General features: G+C 71.5%; 15 protein-coding genes. 5 read left to right on the top strand and 10 right to left on the bottom strand.

The window, feature by feature from the left end; translation table 11 throughout:
* Positions 1 to 39: 39 nt before the first annotated feature.
* The 3 genes from KI388_RS05150 to KI388_RS05140 form a co-directional block, all read right to left on the bottom strand.
* Positions 40 to 2,280 (bottom strand): hypothetical protein, encoded by a 2,241-nt coding sequence (locus KI388_RS05150; RefSeq protein WP_215088294.1) that lies wholly within the window; start codon positions 2,278 to 2,280, stop codon positions 40 to 42.
* A gap of 80 nt (positions 2,281 to 2,360) precedes the next feature.
* The gene (locus KI388_RS05145) at positions 2,361 to 2,834 is read right to left on the bottom strand and encodes an NUDIX domain-containing protein (protein WP_215088293.1); all 474 of its coding nucleotides are present in this window, start codon (positions 2,832 to 2,834) and stop codon (positions 2,361 to 2,363) included.
* Between the two features lie 140 nt (positions 2,835 to 2,974).
* On the bottom strand, positions 2,975 to 3,952 hold the full coding sequence (locus KI388_RS05140; RefSeq protein WP_215088292.1) for a transcription initiation factor IIB: 978 nt from the start codon (positions 3,950 to 3,952) through the stop codon (positions 2,975 to 2,977).
* Between the two features lie 310 nt (positions 3,953 to 4,262).
* Between KI388_RS05140 and KI388_RS05135 the strand changes: the two genes are divergently transcribed.
* The gene (locus KI388_RS05135) at positions 4,263 to 5,450 is read left to right on the top strand and encodes a Xaa-Pro peptidase family protein (RefSeq protein WP_215088291.1); all 1,188 of its coding nucleotides are present in this window, start codon (positions 4,263 to 4,265) and stop codon (positions 5,448 to 5,450) included.
* Positions 5,451 to 5,631: 181 nt separating this feature from the next.
* A complete protein-coding gene (locus KI388_RS05130; protein ID WP_215088290.1) occupies positions 5,632 to 6,816 on the top strand; it encodes an MFS transporter in 1,185 nt (394 codons plus the stop codon).
* Between the two features lie 40 nt (positions 6,817 to 6,856).
* On the opposite strand, the gene KI388_RS05125 is transcribed toward KI388_RS05130, so the two are convergent.
* On the bottom strand, positions 6,857 to 7,093 hold the full coding sequence (locus tag KI388_RS05125) for a hypothetical protein (RefSeq protein ID WP_215088289.1): 237 nt from the start codon (positions 7,091 to 7,093) through the stop codon (positions 6,857 to 6,859).
* Between the two features lie 151 nt (positions 7,094 to 7,244).
* On the opposite strand from KI388_RS05125, the gene KI388_RS05120 reads away from it, so the two are divergent.
* From KI388_RS05120 to KI388_RS05110, 3 genes are all read left to right on the top strand, one after another.
* Positions 7,245 to 7,892: a hypothetical protein gene (locus KI388_RS05120; RefSeq protein WP_215088288.1), complete on the top strand. Its 648-nt coding sequence runs from the start codon at positions 7,245 to 7,247 to the stop codon at positions 7,890 to 7,892.
* Positions 7,893 to 8,079: 187 nt separating this feature from the next.
* The gene (locus KI388_RS05115; protein WP_215088287.1) at positions 8,080 to 8,727 is read left to right on the top strand and encodes a hypothetical protein; all 648 of its coding nucleotides are present in this window, start codon (positions 8,080 to 8,082) and stop codon (positions 8,725 to 8,727) included.
* Positions 8,728 to 8,781: 54 nt separating this feature from the next.
* Positions 8,782 to 9,204, top strand: coding sequence for a universal stress protein (locus KI388_RS05110; protein ID WP_215088286.1), 423 nt, complete (start codon positions 8,782 to 8,784; stop codon positions 9,202 to 9,204).
* Between the two features lie 27 nt (positions 9,205 to 9,231).
* Here the strand turns inward: KI388_RS05110 and KI388_RS05105 are convergent, their stop codons facing one another.
* The 6 genes from KI388_RS05105 to KI388_RS05080 form a co-directional block, all read right to left on the bottom strand.
* A complete protein-coding gene (locus KI388_RS05105; RefSeq protein WP_215088285.1) occupies positions 9,232 to 9,834 on the bottom strand; it encodes a CDP-alcohol phosphatidyltransferase family protein in 603 nt (200 codons plus the stop codon).
* 26 nt (positions 9,835 to 9,860) lie between these two features.
* A complete protein-coding gene (locus tag KI388_RS05100; RefSeq protein ID WP_215088738.1) occupies positions 9,861 to 10,403 on the bottom strand; it encodes an adenylate kinase family protein in 543 nt (180 codons plus the stop codon).
* Positions 10,404 to 10,483: 80 nt separating this feature from the next.
* The gene (gene hisC / locus KI388_RS05095) at positions 10,484 to 11,578 is read right to left on the bottom strand and encodes a histidinol-phosphate transaminase (RefSeq protein WP_215088284.1); all 1,095 of its coding nucleotides are present in this window, start codon (positions 11,576 to 11,578) and stop codon (positions 10,484 to 10,486) included.
* A 52-nt stretch (positions 11,579 to 11,630) separates the two neighbouring features.
* Positions 11,631 to 12,995: a GTPase gene (locus KI388_RS05090; protein ID WP_215088283.1), complete on the bottom strand. Its 1,365-nt coding sequence runs from the start codon at positions 12,993 to 12,995 to the stop codon at positions 11,631 to 11,633.
* A 128-nt stretch (positions 12,996 to 13,123) separates the two neighbouring features.
* Positions 13,124 to 13,867, bottom strand: a complete 744-nt coding sequence (locus tag KI388_RS05085; RefSeq protein WP_215088282.1) for a fumarylacetoacetate hydrolase family protein — start codon at positions 13,865 to 13,867, stop codon at positions 13,124 to 13,126.
* Positions 13,868 to 13,971: 104 nt separating this feature from the next.
* On the bottom strand, positions 13,972 to 15,039 hold the full coding sequence (locus tag KI388_RS05080; RefSeq protein WP_215088281.1) for a zinc ribbon domain-containing protein: 1,068 nt from the start codon (positions 15,037 to 15,039) through the stop codon (positions 13,972 to 13,974).
* Positions 15,040 to 15,114 lie beyond the last annotated feature (75 nt).

Below are 15,114 nucleotides of genomic sequence, written 5' to 3'. Positions count from 1 at the left end.
AGCGTTTTCTCTCCGTGCGCGACGCCGACTTCGAGACGCCTACAGGTCGGGGACCGTCATGTGGAAGCCGCCGTCGCGCGCCTCGACGAGGCACAGGTGGTACCCCCGCTTGCGCGATAGCTTCACGAAGCTCGCTCGTTTCGACCGGCTGAGCAGGCCGCCGCCGACCGCGTCGCTGGCGGTCTCTAAGGCGCCCGGCTCGAAGAAGCTCTCCGTCACCGCGAACGCGCCGGCGAACGTCTCGTTCGAGTCCGCGACGTCGCGTCCGTTCTCGACGAGCGACTCCAGCGTCCCCTCCGCCGTGGGGTCCCGGCTGTCGTTCAGGTCGGCGACGAACAGGGGATGTCCCATCCGGTCGCGCAACACGAGATCGAACGCCCGCTGTTCGCGGGTCTCCTCGCCGCCTTCCCGGAGCTGGATCGACACGGTCCCCCCGATCTCGGCGCGGTCGATCTCGGGGAGCGCGTCGTAGAGGTCGCGGAGCTTCCCCTCGTTTCCGGTCCCGCGGACCTCGAACGGGAGGTCCTCGACGAGCCACCGGGTGAACCCGTACTCGATGGTGTCCTCGAGGAACTCCTCGAACGGCCGCCCGTCCACCGCCAGCCCGTCGGTCTCGAAGCTCGTGTGGTGTTCGACCCGCAGGTTCTCGCGGAGCGCCTCGCGGTCGACGCCTCCCTCGTGAGCGTCGGCCAGCGTCGCACCCTCCTTCGACTCGTACCTGATGAACAGGTTCGTCCCGTTGCGCGCCTCGGGGGGCGTGAGCGTCCGCTCCGCGTCCGGGAGCCGCTCTTTCGCGTTCGAGAGCTCGCGGCGAAGCCGGTCGCGCTCCTCTCTGAGGTCGTCGGTCTCGGCCTCGAGCCGCTCGACTTCGTCGGCCAGATCGTCGCGCTCGGCCCCGATTTCGTCGCGTTCGGCCGCAAGCCGCTCGACCTCGTCGGCCAGCGACTGTCGCTCCGTTTCGGTCTCCTCCAGGGCGGTTTCGAGCTTCCGGATCCGATCCTGGTCCGCGCTGCCAGTCGCACCACCGCCCGCGTCGCGCTTCGAGACCGCCGACGGCGTCGACGCCGACCGCCCGGTCGAACGGGGCGACGGCGACCCGCCGTTCGCTCCCGACGAGCCCCGCTCGGACCGAGCGCGTTCGTCGACCGACCGAGAGCGCTGCGACGACGCGTCGCGTCGGTCGTCCGTCGCACGGTCCTCGTCGCCCGCCTCGGAGGGGTCGAGCGCCGGGATCGACTTCTGTTCGCGCCACTCGGCCTCCTCCGAGAAGACATCCTCGGAGTCTGGCGCGTCGGCGGCGTCCGGGTCGACCCCGCGCGAGTCGGCGGGGACTTGACCGGCGCCGTCGTCGTCTTCGATCCGGACCGCGGCCGGTCCCGCCCCGTCGGCGTCGCCGGCCTCGCCGCCCGCCTCCGCGTCGTCGGCCGGGACGCCCCCGGCTTCGGCTCCGTTCGAGCGGTCCGCCGCGGTCGCCCCGCCGTTCCGGGCCGACCCCGCCGGGTCGGAACCTCGGCCGTCGGTCGGACCGGTGGCAGCGGGGTCCGTCGGGGTGCCGGCGTCGTCCTCGGTCGCCGGCTCCCCCTCGTCGCCGTCCTCCGCCTCGCGGTCGATTCCGACGTCCTCGACGCCGGCGGCCGGCTTCTCGTCCGCGTCGCTCGGGTCCGCGTCCGCGTCGGTTGCGGCGCCCGAGTCGGACGCGCCGTCGGCGTCGGTCGCGGCCGCGGAGTCGCTCGCGCCGTCCCCGTCCGGGAGCGGCCGAACGTCGAGGTCGACCTCGTAGACGGTGTAGATGCCGACCTCGTCGGCGGCGAGGTCGAACGCCTCGTCGCCGGTCTCCAGCCGTCGGGCGTTGCCGACGTACGCCGCCGCCATCGACTCGCCGCCCGTGTAGGCGACGTAGTAGTCGCCGGAGAGGACGTTCTCCGACAGCTCGATGTAGCCGGTGAACCCCCCCTGCGAGAGCTTGCGGTCGGCCTCGGTCAGCGGCGTGTCGTTGGTGTAGTACTTCGCCCGCGGCTCGCCGCCCAGCTCCTGCATCGCGAAGAGCACGGGGAGCGCGTCGTCCGGGGCCCGGTAGACCGTCCCCGAGGCGTCGGCGAAGGCGTCGAGCGTCCCGTCGACGACGCCGACGACCTGCCCGTCGACGAGGAAGAGCCAGCCGGTCCCGTCCGTCGCCGCGCCGGAAAACCCGTCGCTGACGACCCGTCCGAGCCCCGCGAACCCGTCGGAGAACGAGCGGTCGTCCCACTCGGCAATCGCTTCCCTTCGCTGTGCGTCCATCCTTGGGTTTACGTCGCCAACACCGCCTCAAATACCTTCCGGAGCGTGAGACGGCCGTCTGACGCCGCGACGACCCTCGATCAGTCGTCGTCGACAGCGGCGATCGCCTCCCGGCCGAGGTCGACGACGTCCTCGGGGAGGTCGCTCGCCGCGAGTTCGGCGGGCGCGTACCAACGCCAGCGCTCCGGGTCGACCTCGTCGTCGCCGTCGGGGGCGATCGCACGGTCGTCGACCCGCGCGTAGTAGAGGTGGTCGACGTGCTGGTGGCCGACCGAGCCGTCCTCGTGGACGTTGATGTCGTGGAGCATGAGGTGCGCCGGCTCCGGAAGGCCGCGAGTGTTCGGGCCCGTAATCGACGACTCGGTCGCGATCAGCTCGGGGTTCAGCCCCGTCTCCTCGCGGACCTCGCGGCGCGCGGCCTCGTGTGGGAGTTCGTCGCGGTCGACGTGGCCGCCGGGCGGCAGCCTGATTCCCAGCCGCTCGTGCTCGTGAAGCGCGGTCGCCCCGTCGTTGACGATGTACGTCGTCGCGGTGAAGTGACGCGTCGTCTCCATGGGTTCGGGTGGCGACGCGTCGCCTTCGCGGTTTCGGCTCGGACGAACGCCGAGACGAGAGCGAGACGCGTCAGAAGAGGGGCGTCAGAAGAGGGACGTCAGAAGAGGGACGTCAGAAGAGGGGCGTCAGAAGAGGGACGTCAGTTCAGCGCGACCGAGTCCTCGGCCTCGAGGAGCTCGTGGTACCGGTTTCGGATGGTGACCTCGCTGATGTTCGCGACCTCGCTCACCTCGCTCTGGGTCACCTTCTCGTTGACGAGCAGTGAGGCGGCGTAGACGGCGGCGGCGGCGAGCCCGACCGGCGACTTCCCGGAGTGGATCCCCTGTTCCTTCGCCGTGTCGAGCAGGCTGCGGGCGCGGCGCTCGGCCTCGTCCGAGAGGCCGAGGTCGGAGGCGAACCGCGGGACGTAGCTCTCGGGGTCCGCGGGCTGGATCTCCAGTTTCAGCTCGCGGACGACGTATCGGTACGTCCGGGCGATCTCGTCTTTCTCGACCCGGGAGACGGCCGCTATCTCGTCGAGGCTGCGCGGCGTTCCCGCCTGCCGGGCGGCCGCGTACAGCGACGACGTCGAGACGCCCTCGATGGAGCGACCGGGGAGCAGGTCCTCGTCGAGCGCGCGGCGGTAGATGACGCTAGCGGTCTCGCGGACGTTGTCCGGGAGGCCGAGTGCGCTGGCCATGCGGTCGATCTCACCGAGCGCCTGCTTGAGATTGCGCTCCTTGGAGTCGCGGGTGCGGAACCGCTCGTTCCACGTCCGCAGCCGCTGCATCTTCTCGCGCTGGCGGCTGGACAGCGACTTGCCGTAGGCGTCTTTGTCCTGCCAGCCGATGTTCGTCGAGAGCCCCTTGTCGTGCATCATGTTCGTCGTCGGGGCCCCGACCCGCGACTTGTTATCCTTCTCCTTGGAGTCGAACGCCCGCCACTCCGGCCCGCGGTCGATCTCGTCCTCCTCGACGACGAGCCCGCAGTCGACGCAGACGGTCTCGCCGTGTTCCGTGTCCGTCGCTAACTGGCCGCCGCACTCGGGACACCGAAGCTCCTCTTCCTCGGTTTCCGACTCGGTCTCGCTCTCGTCGTCGACGGTCTCTGCCGTGTACGTTCGAAGGTTCTCGCTCATTGGTTTGGTACTGGAGGGAACAACGGAACCGAGGGACGAATCTCGGCGTTTTCCTCACCTTCGGGTAAGTGACCCAAATACTTAAATGTTCGCGTGTTTGGTACCGCGGAGACACGCCCGAAAACGAAGTGTACAACCCTGTAAGACTCGGTATTTTCGAGGGGTCGAGCGGAAGGTGGTCGAGAGCGAAAGTCCCGGTGGCTGAGCGGGATATAATATATAGGCGTTTCGCGGGTCGCCGGCGGCGGCCGCGCTGCCAGCGGGTTCCGCGAGGGCAACCGCTTTGAGCGTCCCCCGAGCATGGTCCGACATGAACCGAGCGCGACTCGACGACCGGCTCGCGGCCCTCGACACGGACGGCTACCTGTTCGACGCCTCGCAGGAGGACGCCAACCAGCTGTACCTCTCCGGGTTCACCGGTCCGGACCCGTTCCTCACGCTGTACGCGGACGGCGAGGTCCACGTCCTCGTCAGCGGGCTGGAGTACGGCCGCGCGACGACCGAGGCGTCCGCCGACACGGTCGAGCGGCACGCCGACTACGGCTACGAGTACGGCGGCCGCGAGGCCCGCAACGACATGTACGCCGAGTTCGTCCGCGACAAGGGGATCGACTCCGTCTCGATGCCCCCGCGCGGCCCGGTCGGCACCGCCGACGCCCTCCGCGAGCGCGGTATCGAGGTCGCGGTCGACACCGACGACCGGCTTCAGGAGGTCCGCGCGGTGAAGACCGACGAGGAGATCGACGCGATCCGCGAGGCGCAGAAGGCGAACGAGGCGGCGATGCGAGCGGCCGAGGACCTGATCGCCGGCGCCGACGTGGCCGGGGAGGACGCCCCCGCGGACGGCGTCGTCGAGCCCGGCGTCCTGCTTCACGAGGGCGAGCCGCTCACCAGCGAGCGGGTGACCGAGAAGATAGAGGTGACGCTCCTGCGACACGGCTGCGCGCTCGACGAGACGATCGTCGCCGGCGGCTCGCAGGCCGCGGACCCCCACGACCGCGGCTCCGGGCCCCTGCGAGCGGACGAGGCGATCATCGTCGACATCTTCCCGCGCTCGAAGGCGACGAAGTACAACGCCGACATGACGCGGACGTTCTGCGTCGGGGAGCCGGCCGAGGCGCTCCGCGAGTGGTACGACCTCACCGAGCGCGCGCTGGACGCCGCGCTCGACGCCGTCGAGCCGGGCGCGACCGGGGAGGACGTCCACGCCGCCGCCTGCGAGGTGTACGAGGAGGCGGGCGAGCCGACGTTCCGCACCGACCCGGAGACGGAGACCGGGTTCATCCACTCGACCGGCCACGGGATCGGCCTCGACGTCCACGAGTCGCCGCGGCTCGCGAGCGGCGGCGGCGAGCTGGAGCCGGGTCACGTGATCACCGTCGAGCCGGGCCTCTACGACCCCGACGTGGGCGGCGTCCGGATCGAGGACCTCGTCGTCGTCACCGAGGACGGCCACGAGAACCTCACCGACTACCCGGTCCGGTTCGCGGCGGAATAGGCCCCGGCCCGTGCGGTCGGGGGGCCTCGGTCCGTGTGCCCGAGGAATCCCCGGCTCGCCCGACCGAGTCAGCTACCGGCCCGCCCGACCGAGTCAGCTACCGGCCCGCCCGACCGAGTCAGCTACCGGCCCGTCCGACCGCGATCGGAAGCCGCTTTGACCCGTATCAGGTACGGCGACCGTGAACTGGCGGTACGAACACACGGCGCTCGCGCTCTGTACGCTCGCGTTCACGGGGACGATGGTGGCGCGACTTGTCGTCAGCCCGCTCGTCCCGGATATCACGGCGCAGTTCGGCGTGACCAACGGCACCGTCGGCCTCGCGCTCAGCGGGATGTGGCTCACCTACGCGCTGGCGCAGTTCCCCTCCGGCGTGTTGGGCGACCGGTACGGCGAGCGGCGCGTGATCCTCACCGCGGTCGGCGCCACCGCCGTCGCCTCCGTCCTCCTCGCGGCGTCGCCGTCGATCGCCGCGTTCGCCCTGTTCGCGGCGGCGCTCGGCGCGGGCGCCGGGCTTCACTACTCGGTCGCGACGACGTTCCTCACGCGGCAGTTCGACAACACCGGCCGGGCGGTCGGCGTCCACGTCGCCGGCGGGCCGCTCGCGGGCTTGGCGGCCCCGCCGGCCGCCGCGCTGGTCGGGTCGCGGTACGGCTGGCGCGCGGGCGTCCTCCTCGGGGCCGTCGTCGCGGTCCCGGTGTTCGCCCTGTTCGCGTGGCGGGTCAAGCCGACCGAGCCGCTCCGCCCGGACCAGCCGATGGGCGAGCGGTTCGCGCTCGGGCCGCTGGCAGAACTGCTCTCGCGGCCGCGGATCCTCTACACGACCGCGCTGGCGACGATGGGCGCGTTCACGTGGCAGGCGACCGCCTCCTTCCTCCCGACGTTCCTAGAGGTCGGGACCGGCCTGTCGAGCGCGCTGTCGGCGCTGCTGTTCTCCGTGTACTTCCTCGTCCACGGCGGCACCCAGCCGGTGACCGGGGCGGTGTCCGACCGGATCGGCCGCGACGCCACCGCGATGGTGACGATGGGGGCCGGCGTCCTCGGCTACGGGGGCCTCGTCGCGGCCGCGACGCTCGACTTGGATCTCTTCGCGGTGGTCCCGGCGGTCGGTCTGGTCGGACTGGCGATGTCGTGGGGCGCGCCGGTCCAGTCGCGGTTCATGGACCTGCTGTCCGACGAAGAGCGCGGCGCCGGCTTCGGCCTCGTCCGGACCGCGTACATGGTGACCGGCGCGTCGGGCAGCGTCGTCGTCGGCGCCGTCTCCGACGCCACGGGCTGGGCCGTCGCGTTCGGACTGCTCGCCTGCGTGATGGCGCTCGGGCTGGCGACGCTCTCGGCCAACCGGCTGTTGGACCTCGGCTACTGAGCCGGGACGGACGCAAAACGAGGGCGGGACGCGCGGCGACTCAGAGCCGGTCGTCTTCGATGCTTCCCGGGTCTTCGGCGGTGTCGAACATGTTGTTCTCGGCGCCGTCGAGCATCTCGTCGCGCCGGTCGTCGTCGACGACGCTCACGTTGTACGCCTCGATGCCGGACGCGATGAGGTCCTCCGCCGCCTGCTCCTCGGTGACGAACTCCTCTTCGGCCAGCTGCTGAAACTCCGCGTACACGTCGTCCGAGAGGTTCAGTTCGAAAGTGGGCATACCTCCCGTTCCGACCGGACGCTTTTAAATTGATCCCTCGTCTCGCGGTCGACGGCGACGGGACGCGTCGGCGGGTTCGTTCGGACCGTGCGAGGACGTCCCGAACATCTGCGGGGTCAGGGGTACCCCGACGGGACGACAAACAGCAGACATGCCCGGCTTCCCGTCTCCCTTCGGCTCCGACGACGACGACCTGTTCGACGGCTACGACGAGTTCGTCGACGACGACCTCCCGCGTCCGGGCGCGTTCCTCGACGGCCACGACGTCCTCGCGGGGGCGGACCACCTCGCGTTCCACCGGCTCACCCGCGACTGCTTCGAGGAGCGGAAGGTGTACGACATGACGTTCGACTACAACCTCGCGCGGCTGAACCTCGATACGCGCCACGGGGACGCCGGGTTCCGCTACGCCGTCGAGCGCGGCGACGCCCCGGACGCGGTCCATCCCGCGGACGTCGACGCGGCCGCCTTCGACGGCGGCGTCGACCGCGTCCTCCGCGCCGAGTTCACGCCGACGACGGCGTTCTGCCCGCAGACGCACACGCTGACGATCGGCGCGTTCCGGGCGTGGAACGGGCTCTCCGACCGCCACGAGTACGACCTCGTCCGGGTCCGCGCGGCCCCGATGCACAACCAGAGCGAGGCGGTGAACGACCGGCTCGCAGAGTTGGAGTCGGCGTACCTCGAAACGGGCGACGTAGAGGCCGAGTCGGACGACGGGGCCGGAGTCAGATCGAACCCGACGGGAGGAACGGGAGGTGCGAGTGGGCGGGGTCGCTCGACCGACGCGCCGTTCTGAAGGAGTCGGGGTCAGAGCGGGCGGATAGCGGTCGCGTCAGGCGCCGGCGGCCGCACGGGCGTCTCCGAGCGCCGCCGCACGACCCCCGATCATTTCTGTCTGCCGTGCGTTACACGGTTATGTACGATTCGTGTCTCCGAGAGGGGGCGAGGATCGCCGACTGCCGACCAGAGAGGACAGGGCGCTCATGACCGGTGAGAAGACGGATCGACCCGGTCGGCTCCGCCGGTCGCGGGTCGCGTTGACACTGTACTTCCGACGCCTGTTGTCGCCACCGCTCCCGGGAGACGGACTGCTGTTGTTCGGATTCCTCGAAGGTGTGGTCGGGTGGGGGCTTTCCTGGGCGTTCAGTCGGAACCCGGGCCTCGCTCCCTTCGGATTGGTCCAGTCGATCGTCGCCGTCTGGATCGTGTTGACCGCCGGGATCGTCTTCTTCGGCGTGACCTACACGTCACCGACCGTGCGCCGGAACCGCGTCTGGTTGATCTGGGGCGGCCTGAACGTCGCTGCGACCGTGGTCAACGTCGGCGCCCTCGTCGGGGTCGTTCCGCCCGCCGTGGAACGGTACGCGTACTGGCACCCGTGGCTCGCGGCGATCGGGATCGGCTACCTCATCACGGCGCTGTACAACTGGGAGAGCCCGCAGATACGGCAACAAGAACGCGTCGTCTACGCGGTCACGGGCGTGGCGACGCTCGGGCTCCTCGCTGGGAGCCTCGGTCCACTGCGCGCGTTCGTCACCCTGAATATCTTCGCGATCGGTGCGGTCGTTCACCTCGTGCCGATCGGCCACGACGTGCTCGCCGACGCCGCGCTCATCGCCCGCCGACAGTGACTCGACTATCGCGGTTCAAACGACGACTACCGAGACCCTAACGCCTTACACAGCATGTACGAGACAATCCTCTTTCCGACCGACGGCAGCGAGGCAACGATCCGCGCCTCGAAACACGCGTTCAGTCATGCGGAGCGGTACGACGCGGAGATACACGTCCTCTCGATCGTTGAACTCGCCAGCGGACTCGGAACCGCCGGACGCGACGAGACGGAACTCGACGAGCGGCGCGCCGACCGGGTCTCGGCGGCCGAACGGATCGTCTCGGAGACCGCGCCCGATGGGGTCGAGGCGACGATCGCAGTCGAGTTCGGCAGTCCCGCGAGGGTGATCGCGGAGTACGTCGAAGAGAACGCGATCGACCTCGTGGTGATGAGCACGAAGGGCCGGAGCGGAGCGGAGCGAATCGTCTTCGGCAGCATCACCGACGAGGTCGTCCGGCACGCGAACGCTCCCGTGCTCGCGGTTCAGCGATGACCCGTCGCCCATCGCCGACACGGTCGCTCAGAGGTCGCTCCAAGCGCCGAGGAACCGCTGGACCGCGGTGAGGTGGCCGACGACGGCGAACAGCGCGAGCAGCAGGCCGACGACGTTCAGCCCGGCGACGACCGGCGCGGCGTAAATCGCGGCGACCACGCCGACGATACCGGACAGCGCGAGCCGGTCGGCCCGCCCGAGGAGCCCGCCGTACTCGCGGCCGATGCCGACCGCCTGGATTTGGGTGCCGAGGTAGGAGGTGAGGAGGACGCCGGTGACGGCGGCGAAGCCGAGCGCGTACGCCTCGATCCCCGCGGTGAACCCGGCGATGATCGCCACGTCGGCGTAGCGGTCGAGGACGTGGTCGAGGAAGTCGCCGCCGTCGGAGGCGACCCCCTGATGGCGGGCGAGCGCCCCGTCGACCACGTCGAGCCACCCGTTGAGGAGGACGAGCAGCGCGCCGGCCGCGTACAGCGGCGCCGACCCGGCGGCGAAGGCGGCGGCGGCCCCGACCGCGACGAGGAAGGCGAGCACGCTCACCTGGTCGGGCGAGAGACCGAGCCTGTCGGCCGCCGACACCCACGGGCCGAGCAGGCGGTCCGCCACGGAGCGGTACTGGTCGAGGGTCATCTAACGTCCCGACGCTCGCGGCCGGCTCATATATAATCGATGAAGTCCACGGTGCCCGCGCTCGGCTCGCGTTCCCCCTCGACCGCCGCGCGGATCGCGTCCGCCACCGCCTCGGGGTCGCGGTCGGTGGCGTCGACCTCGTAGACGTTCTCGACCCCGTGCTCGTCGACCGCCTCCGAGAGGATCACGTCGAGGGCCTCACTTTCGGCGTTCTCCGCGGCGGTCTCGGGCGACTCGCCCCGCGCTTCGAGCCGGGAGTCGATCGCCTCCGGGCGACAGCGCAGGACGACCACGCGGTCGACGTCGAACCGGTGCGCGAGATGGGAGTCGAGGACGCCGGACCAGTCTCCGAGGTCCTCGCGGACCGCGTCGAGGTCGGCAACGAGCGTGTCGCGGTCGTCGTCGCGCTCGGTCCAGAGGTCGTCGTCCGACTTGATCCGGTCGTTGAGGTGGATCACGTCGTACTCGCCTTCGAGCAGCGCCGTCGCGGTCGACTTCCCGGTCCCGGGGGTGCCCGTGACCGCGACGCGGTCGGCGCGGGCACGGTCGGCGCCGGCGTCGGCGTCCACCGCGGTCTCGGCGTCCGCCGCGGTCTCGGCGTCCGCCGCGGTCTCGGCGCCCGCCGCGGCTTCGGCGTCGGAGCGGTCGCTCACGCGCTGACACCGAGTCCGAGGTCGGCCAGCGTCTCGTTGAGCAGGTCGACCGCCTCGCGGGTCTCCTCGCGGGTGCCCGTCGAGATCCGGACGTGCTCCGGGAGGCCGAACGAGGTACAGTCCCGGATGATCACGCCGCGCTCTTGGGCCGCCTCTGCGACGTGCTCGCCGTCGCCGACCGCGGCGAGGACGAAGTTCCCCGCGGAGTCGACGGTCGGGGCGTCGAGTTCGGCCGCGATGTACTCGCGGGCCCAGCGGGCCGTCTCGATCGACTGCTCCACGTGGTCGTCGTCGTCGAGCGCGGCGAGCGCGGCCCGGCAGGCCAGTTCGTTTGCCGCGAACGGCGTGTTGACGCGGGCGTACGCCTCGCCCCACGCCTCGGGGACCACGCTGTAGCCGATCCGGAGCCCCGCGAGGCCGTACGCCTTCGAGAAGGTGCGCAGGACCGCCACGTCGTCGCGCCCGTCGACGAGCGGGATCGCGCTGTCGACGTCCGAGAACTCGCCGTACGCCTCGTCGACGACGACGAGCGTCTCCTCGGCGGTCGCGTCCGCGATCGCCTCCACCTCGTCGAGCGGCATCGTCGAGCCGGAGGGGTTGTGCGGCGAGGTGACGTAGACGATCCGCTCGCCGCCGTAGGCGGCCAAGACCGTCTCCGCGTCCTGCGAGAAGCCGTCGGCGGGGGAGAGGTCGTACTCGGACACCTCCCCGTGGTGATACCGCGACGACATCGCGTAGTAGGCGAAGCCGGGGGTCGGAACAAGCACCTCGTCGCCCGGCTCCAGGGCGGCCCGCGAGAGGTAATCGATCGAGCCGTCGGCGCCCGGCGACACCCACACCTGCTCGTCGTCGACGTCCCACTTCTCCGCGAGCCTCGCGGTGAGGTCGGTGTGCGAGGACTTCGGGTACTGGTTCACCCGGTCGGCGTGGTCGCGGATCGCCTCGACGGCCGCCGGACTCGGGCCGTGCGGGTTCTCGTTCGAAGAGAGCTTGATGAGGTCGTCGGGGTCGATCCCGCGCTCGCGGGCGACCTCCTCGACGCCCCGCCCGGGCACGTACGGCGAGTGATCGGAGAGATCCCGTGGCTGCATGCCCGGGAGTCGGTGGCCGTCGGGCTTAAGGGTGGTCTTGGCGGCCGGCCGCTCACGGCGACGAGCCGGAGTCCGCCAGCCGCCGCTCCGCCTCCGCGACGACGTCGGGGCGTCCCGCGAGGTCAACGGCAACCGTCTCACCCGCGTAGTCGACGCCCGCGACGACGCCCCGGTCGTACGCCCACGAGAGCGCGGCCTGCGCGTCGCCGCCGTTCGGGACCTCCGCGGTCGCCGTCGCCGTCGGGAGCGCGTCCGCCACCGCGTCTGCGAGGGCAGCGAGGCCCGTCCCGTCGCGCGCGCTGACCGGGACGGGGGCGCGGAGGGCGTCGACGACCGGCGACTCCCGGGGGTCGAGGTCGGAGACGGCGTCCTCGTACGCCTCGACCGCGGCGGCGAGTCCGTCGGCTCCGGCCGCGTCCGCCTTGGACAGCACGGGGATCGCCGGACCGTCGGTCGCCTCGACGGCCGACAGCGACGCCCGGAGCTTCCGCCGGAGGTCGGCGGGGTCGTCGCTCGCGTCCGCGACGAGCAGCGCGCAGTCCGCCGCCCGGACCGCGTCGAGGGTCGTCCGGAACGAGCGCAGCGCCTCGTGCGGAAGCCCGTCGAGGAAGCCGACGGTGTCGGTGAGCAGGGTCCGTCGGCCGCCGATCGTCGCCCGCCGCGTCGTCGTCGAGAGGGTCTCGAACGGGCGGTCGGCGGCCGCGAACGCCTCCTCGTCGTCGACCTCGCCGGCGAGTCGCCGCGCGAGCGTCGACTTGCCGGCGTCGGCGTAGCCCGCGACGGCGACCAGGTCGAAGCCGGCGTCCCGGCGCTCCGCCCGCCGCGCCGCCCGGTCGTCCGCGATTTCGTCGAGCGCGCGCTCCGCGGACTCGATGCGCCTCTCGACGTCGCGGACGCGGCCGTCCCCCTCCGGTCGGAGCCGCACGTCCTCGCTCGCGTCGCGGGCGACGGCCTCCCGGAGTCGGGGGAGCTCGTAGCGCAGCCGCGCCAGCTCCAGCTGTCTGTCGGCGGCCCGGGAGTCGGCGGCGCCGGCGAAGAGCTCCAAGGCGAGCCGCGGGCGGTCGATCACCGCGGTCCCGGTCGGAAGGAGGTCGCCCAGCGAGAACGTCTGGCCGGGCGATAACCCCCCGTCGTAGATCACTGCCTCGGCGCCGACGTCGGCCGCGAGCCGCATCAGGTCCTCGGCCTTCCCGCGACCGAGGCCGTACGTCGGGTCCTCGCGGCGGCGCTGGCTGACCTCACCGACCACCGCGTAGCCGGCCGCGACGGCCAGTTCACGGATCTCCGTCGTGTCCGGCGGCTCGCCGTCGGCCCGCGCGGCGACGACGGCCGGCGTCGCGTCCGCGGCCGGGGCGTCGGCGTCGCTCCCTCGACCCGATTCGTCGGCGTCGTCCGTCGCGTCGTGGTCTCGTGACATTCGGTCGGGGCGCATCTGGTCGCCGGGAGGCGTCGGATCGCAGGGGACCGTTCACCGGAAACGAGGTGTGGTACCGAAGCCCAAAAAAGCCTGTCGAGGCCCGAAACCGAGGACGGGCGGCGCGGCCTTCAGGGGATCCGAACGTCGTGTTCGAGGGTGCCGACGCCCTCGACCTCCACCTCGACGGTGTCGCCGTCGGAGAGCGCGCCGACGCCCTCGGGGGTGCCCGTCGCGATCACGTCGCCGGGTTCGAGCGTGAGGTACGTCGTGATCTCCTCGATCAGCGTCGGCACGTCGAAGATCATGTGCTCGCGGTCGCTCGACTGCTTCGTCTCCCCGTTGACCCGGAGTTCGACGCTCGCGTCGGCGGGCACCTCGTCGGGCGTCGCGAGCACCGGACCCAGCGGCGCGGCGCCGTCGAACGCCTTTCCGCGCACCCAGTTCTGCTCGCGGTTCTGGTCGTCGCGGTTCGACACGTCGTTCATACAGGTGAACCCGGCGACGGCGTCCATCGCGTCCGCGGCGTCGACCGCCTTGCACTGCTCGCCGATCACGACGGCGAACTCCGCCTCCCAGTCGATCCGGTCTTTGCCGGCCGGGACGGTCACCGTGTCCCCGTGGCTCGCCACCGCGTTCGGGGGCTTTAAGAAGAGCAGCGGGCGGTCGGGCACGTCGTTGCCGAGCTCCTCGGCGTGGTCGGCGTAGTTGCGGCCGATACAGACGATCTTCGAGGGGTCGGTCGGCGCGAGCACGTCGATGTCCGGGTCGGAGAGCGCGTACTCCTCGCCGCCGAAGGCGACCGTGTCGGTCGCCGGGTCGTACTCGCCCTCGCGGATCGATCCGGCCGGGTCGCGGAACCGTGCGCGGTACATACGGGGTCGAACGGCCGGCCGCCCGAAAAGGGTTCGCGGAGGGGCAAGCCAAGACGGTGGTCGGAGAGACGAGCGGCGACGGCGACCGCCGAGTTCCCGCCGGTTCACTCGGCCGAGTCGGCCGCTTCGCGGACGGGCTCGTCGGCCTCCTCGCCGTCCGCGAGGTCGCCGTCCGCGAGGTCGTCGAGCGAGGGCTCGACGCGGTCGCCGAACACCTCGGACCGCGCGCAGTCGGCGCAGTAGTGGTTGTGACGGGTCGAGTGGGTCCGGATCGGGACGCCGGCGACGACCGTCTCGTCGCGGCGCCGCCTGACGAGGCCGCGCTCGAACTCCTCGCCGCAGACGACGCAGGCCTCGTCGACGGACTCGGGCGGCCGGACGATCCGGTCGTCGACCGTCCGCTGCCGACCGAACTCCGTGATCCCGTGGCGGCGGTCGAGCCGCCGGCGCACCGGCGGGGCCACGCCGAGGCCGAGTCCGGCGAACGCGAGTCCGATCAGCGCGGCGGGCGGGGAACCGATCATCGCCGCGAAGAAGCCGATCCAACCGCCGATCAGCAGCAGCAGCACGGCGATGAGGTACGCCGAGACGGTCTCCACCTGCGTCTTGTCCCCGCTACCGGGGGTGGGTTCGCGTGCGGGCGTCTCGTCGCCGCGGACGAGCCGACGGCGCTCGGCCAGCTTGGAGTAGTGCCACCAGCCGTACAGCAGGTTCCCGACCCCGCTGGTAGCGAAAAACAGGAGGATGTGGATCCCGACGGAACCGATCCCCCTGTCGACGAGGACGACGCGGTCGCCGTCGTCCCGCTCTATCTCCCAGCCGGCGTCGAGGTGGTCCTGTACCCGGCGGCGGAAGGCGTTGGAACTCTCTTCCGGGGTCGACGCCGCATGCGACGGAGAGGGGTCCGCGCCGCTCGGCCGCTGTGGCGCCTCGGTCGGACGCTCGGCCCCGACCGCGGTCGGCCCGCCGCTCGACCGCGACGCGCCGCAGTTGGAGCAGAACCGGTCGGCGTCGTCGAACGCCTCGCCGCACGCGGCGCAGTACGCGGGGTCGGCGGGGTCACCCAGGTCGGCGCCGCAGTCGGGACAGAAGCCCGCACCGGCGGGCACCGCCTCGCCGCAGGTCGGACACGCGGCCGGGGGGGCGCCCGGGTCGCTGGTCTCGGAGGGCATCCGTCCGAGCGTTCGCGCTCGGCCCGGTTAATTGCTTTCGCCGCCGGGGACGGGCTCCGCGGCGTCGAGTTTTAT

It is taken from the genome of Halorubrum sp. 2020YC2 (genome assembly GCF_018623055.1).
Classification (GTDB): domain Archaea; phylum Halobacteriota; class Halobacteria; order Halobacteriales; family Haloferacaceae; genus Halorubrum.
The sequence above is the reverse complement of the archived record's forward strand: the minus strand, read 5'-3'. Positions and strand labels throughout refer to the sequence as shown.

Bases quoted from the DNA above. Each gene is read 5' to 3' on its own strand.
- KI388_RS05140 (WP_215088292.1), bottom strand. From the start codon at position 3,952: ATGAGCGAGAACCTTCGAACGTACACGGCAGAGACCGTCGACGACGAG.
- KI388_RS05120 (WP_215088288.1), top strand. From the start codon at position 7,245: ATGCCCGGCTTCCCGTCTCCCTTCGGCTCCGACGACGACGACCTGTTC.
- KI388_RS05135 (WP_215088291.1), top strand. From the start codon at position 4,263: ATGAACCGAGCGCGACTCGACGACCGGCTCGCGGCCCTCGACACGGAC.
- KI388_RS05105 (WP_215088285.1), bottom strand. From the start codon at position 9,834: ATGACCCTCGACCAGTACCGCTCCGTGGCGGACCGCCTGCTCGGCCCG.
- KI388_RS05115 (WP_215088287.1), top strand. From the start codon at position 8,080: ATGACCGGTGAGAAGACGGATCGACCCGGTCGGCTCCGCCGGTCGCGG.
- KI388_RS05145 (WP_215088293.1), bottom strand. From the start codon at position 2,834: ATGGAGACGACGCGTCACTTCACCGCGACGACGTACATCGTCAACGAC.
- KI388_RS05085 (WP_215088282.1), bottom strand. From the start codon at position 13,867: ATGTACCGCGCACGGTTCCGCGACCCGGCCGGATCGATCCGCGAGGGC.
- KI388_RS05150 (WP_215088294.1), bottom strand. From the start codon at position 2,280: ATGGACGCACAGCGAAGGGAAGCGATTGCCGAGTGGGACGACCGCTCG.
- hisC (WP_215088284.1), bottom strand. From the start codon at position 11,578: ATGCAGCCACGGGATCTCTCCGATCACTCGCCGTACGTGCCCGGGCGG.
- KI388_RS05090 (WP_215088283.1), bottom strand. From the start codon at position 12,995: ATGTCACGAGACCACGACGCGACGGACGACGCCGACGAATCGGGTCGA.
- KI388_RS05080 (WP_215088281.1), bottom strand. From the start codon at position 15,039: ATGCCCTCCGAGACCAGCGACCCGGGCGCCCCCCCGGCCGCGTGTCCG.
- KI388_RS05125 (WP_215088289.1), bottom strand. From the start codon at position 7,093: ATGCCCACTTTCGAACTGAACCTCTCGGACGACGTGTACGCGGAGTTT.
- KI388_RS05110 (WP_215088286.1), top strand. From the start codon at position 8,782: ATGTACGAGACAATCCTCTTTCCGACCGACGGCAGCGAGGCAACGATC.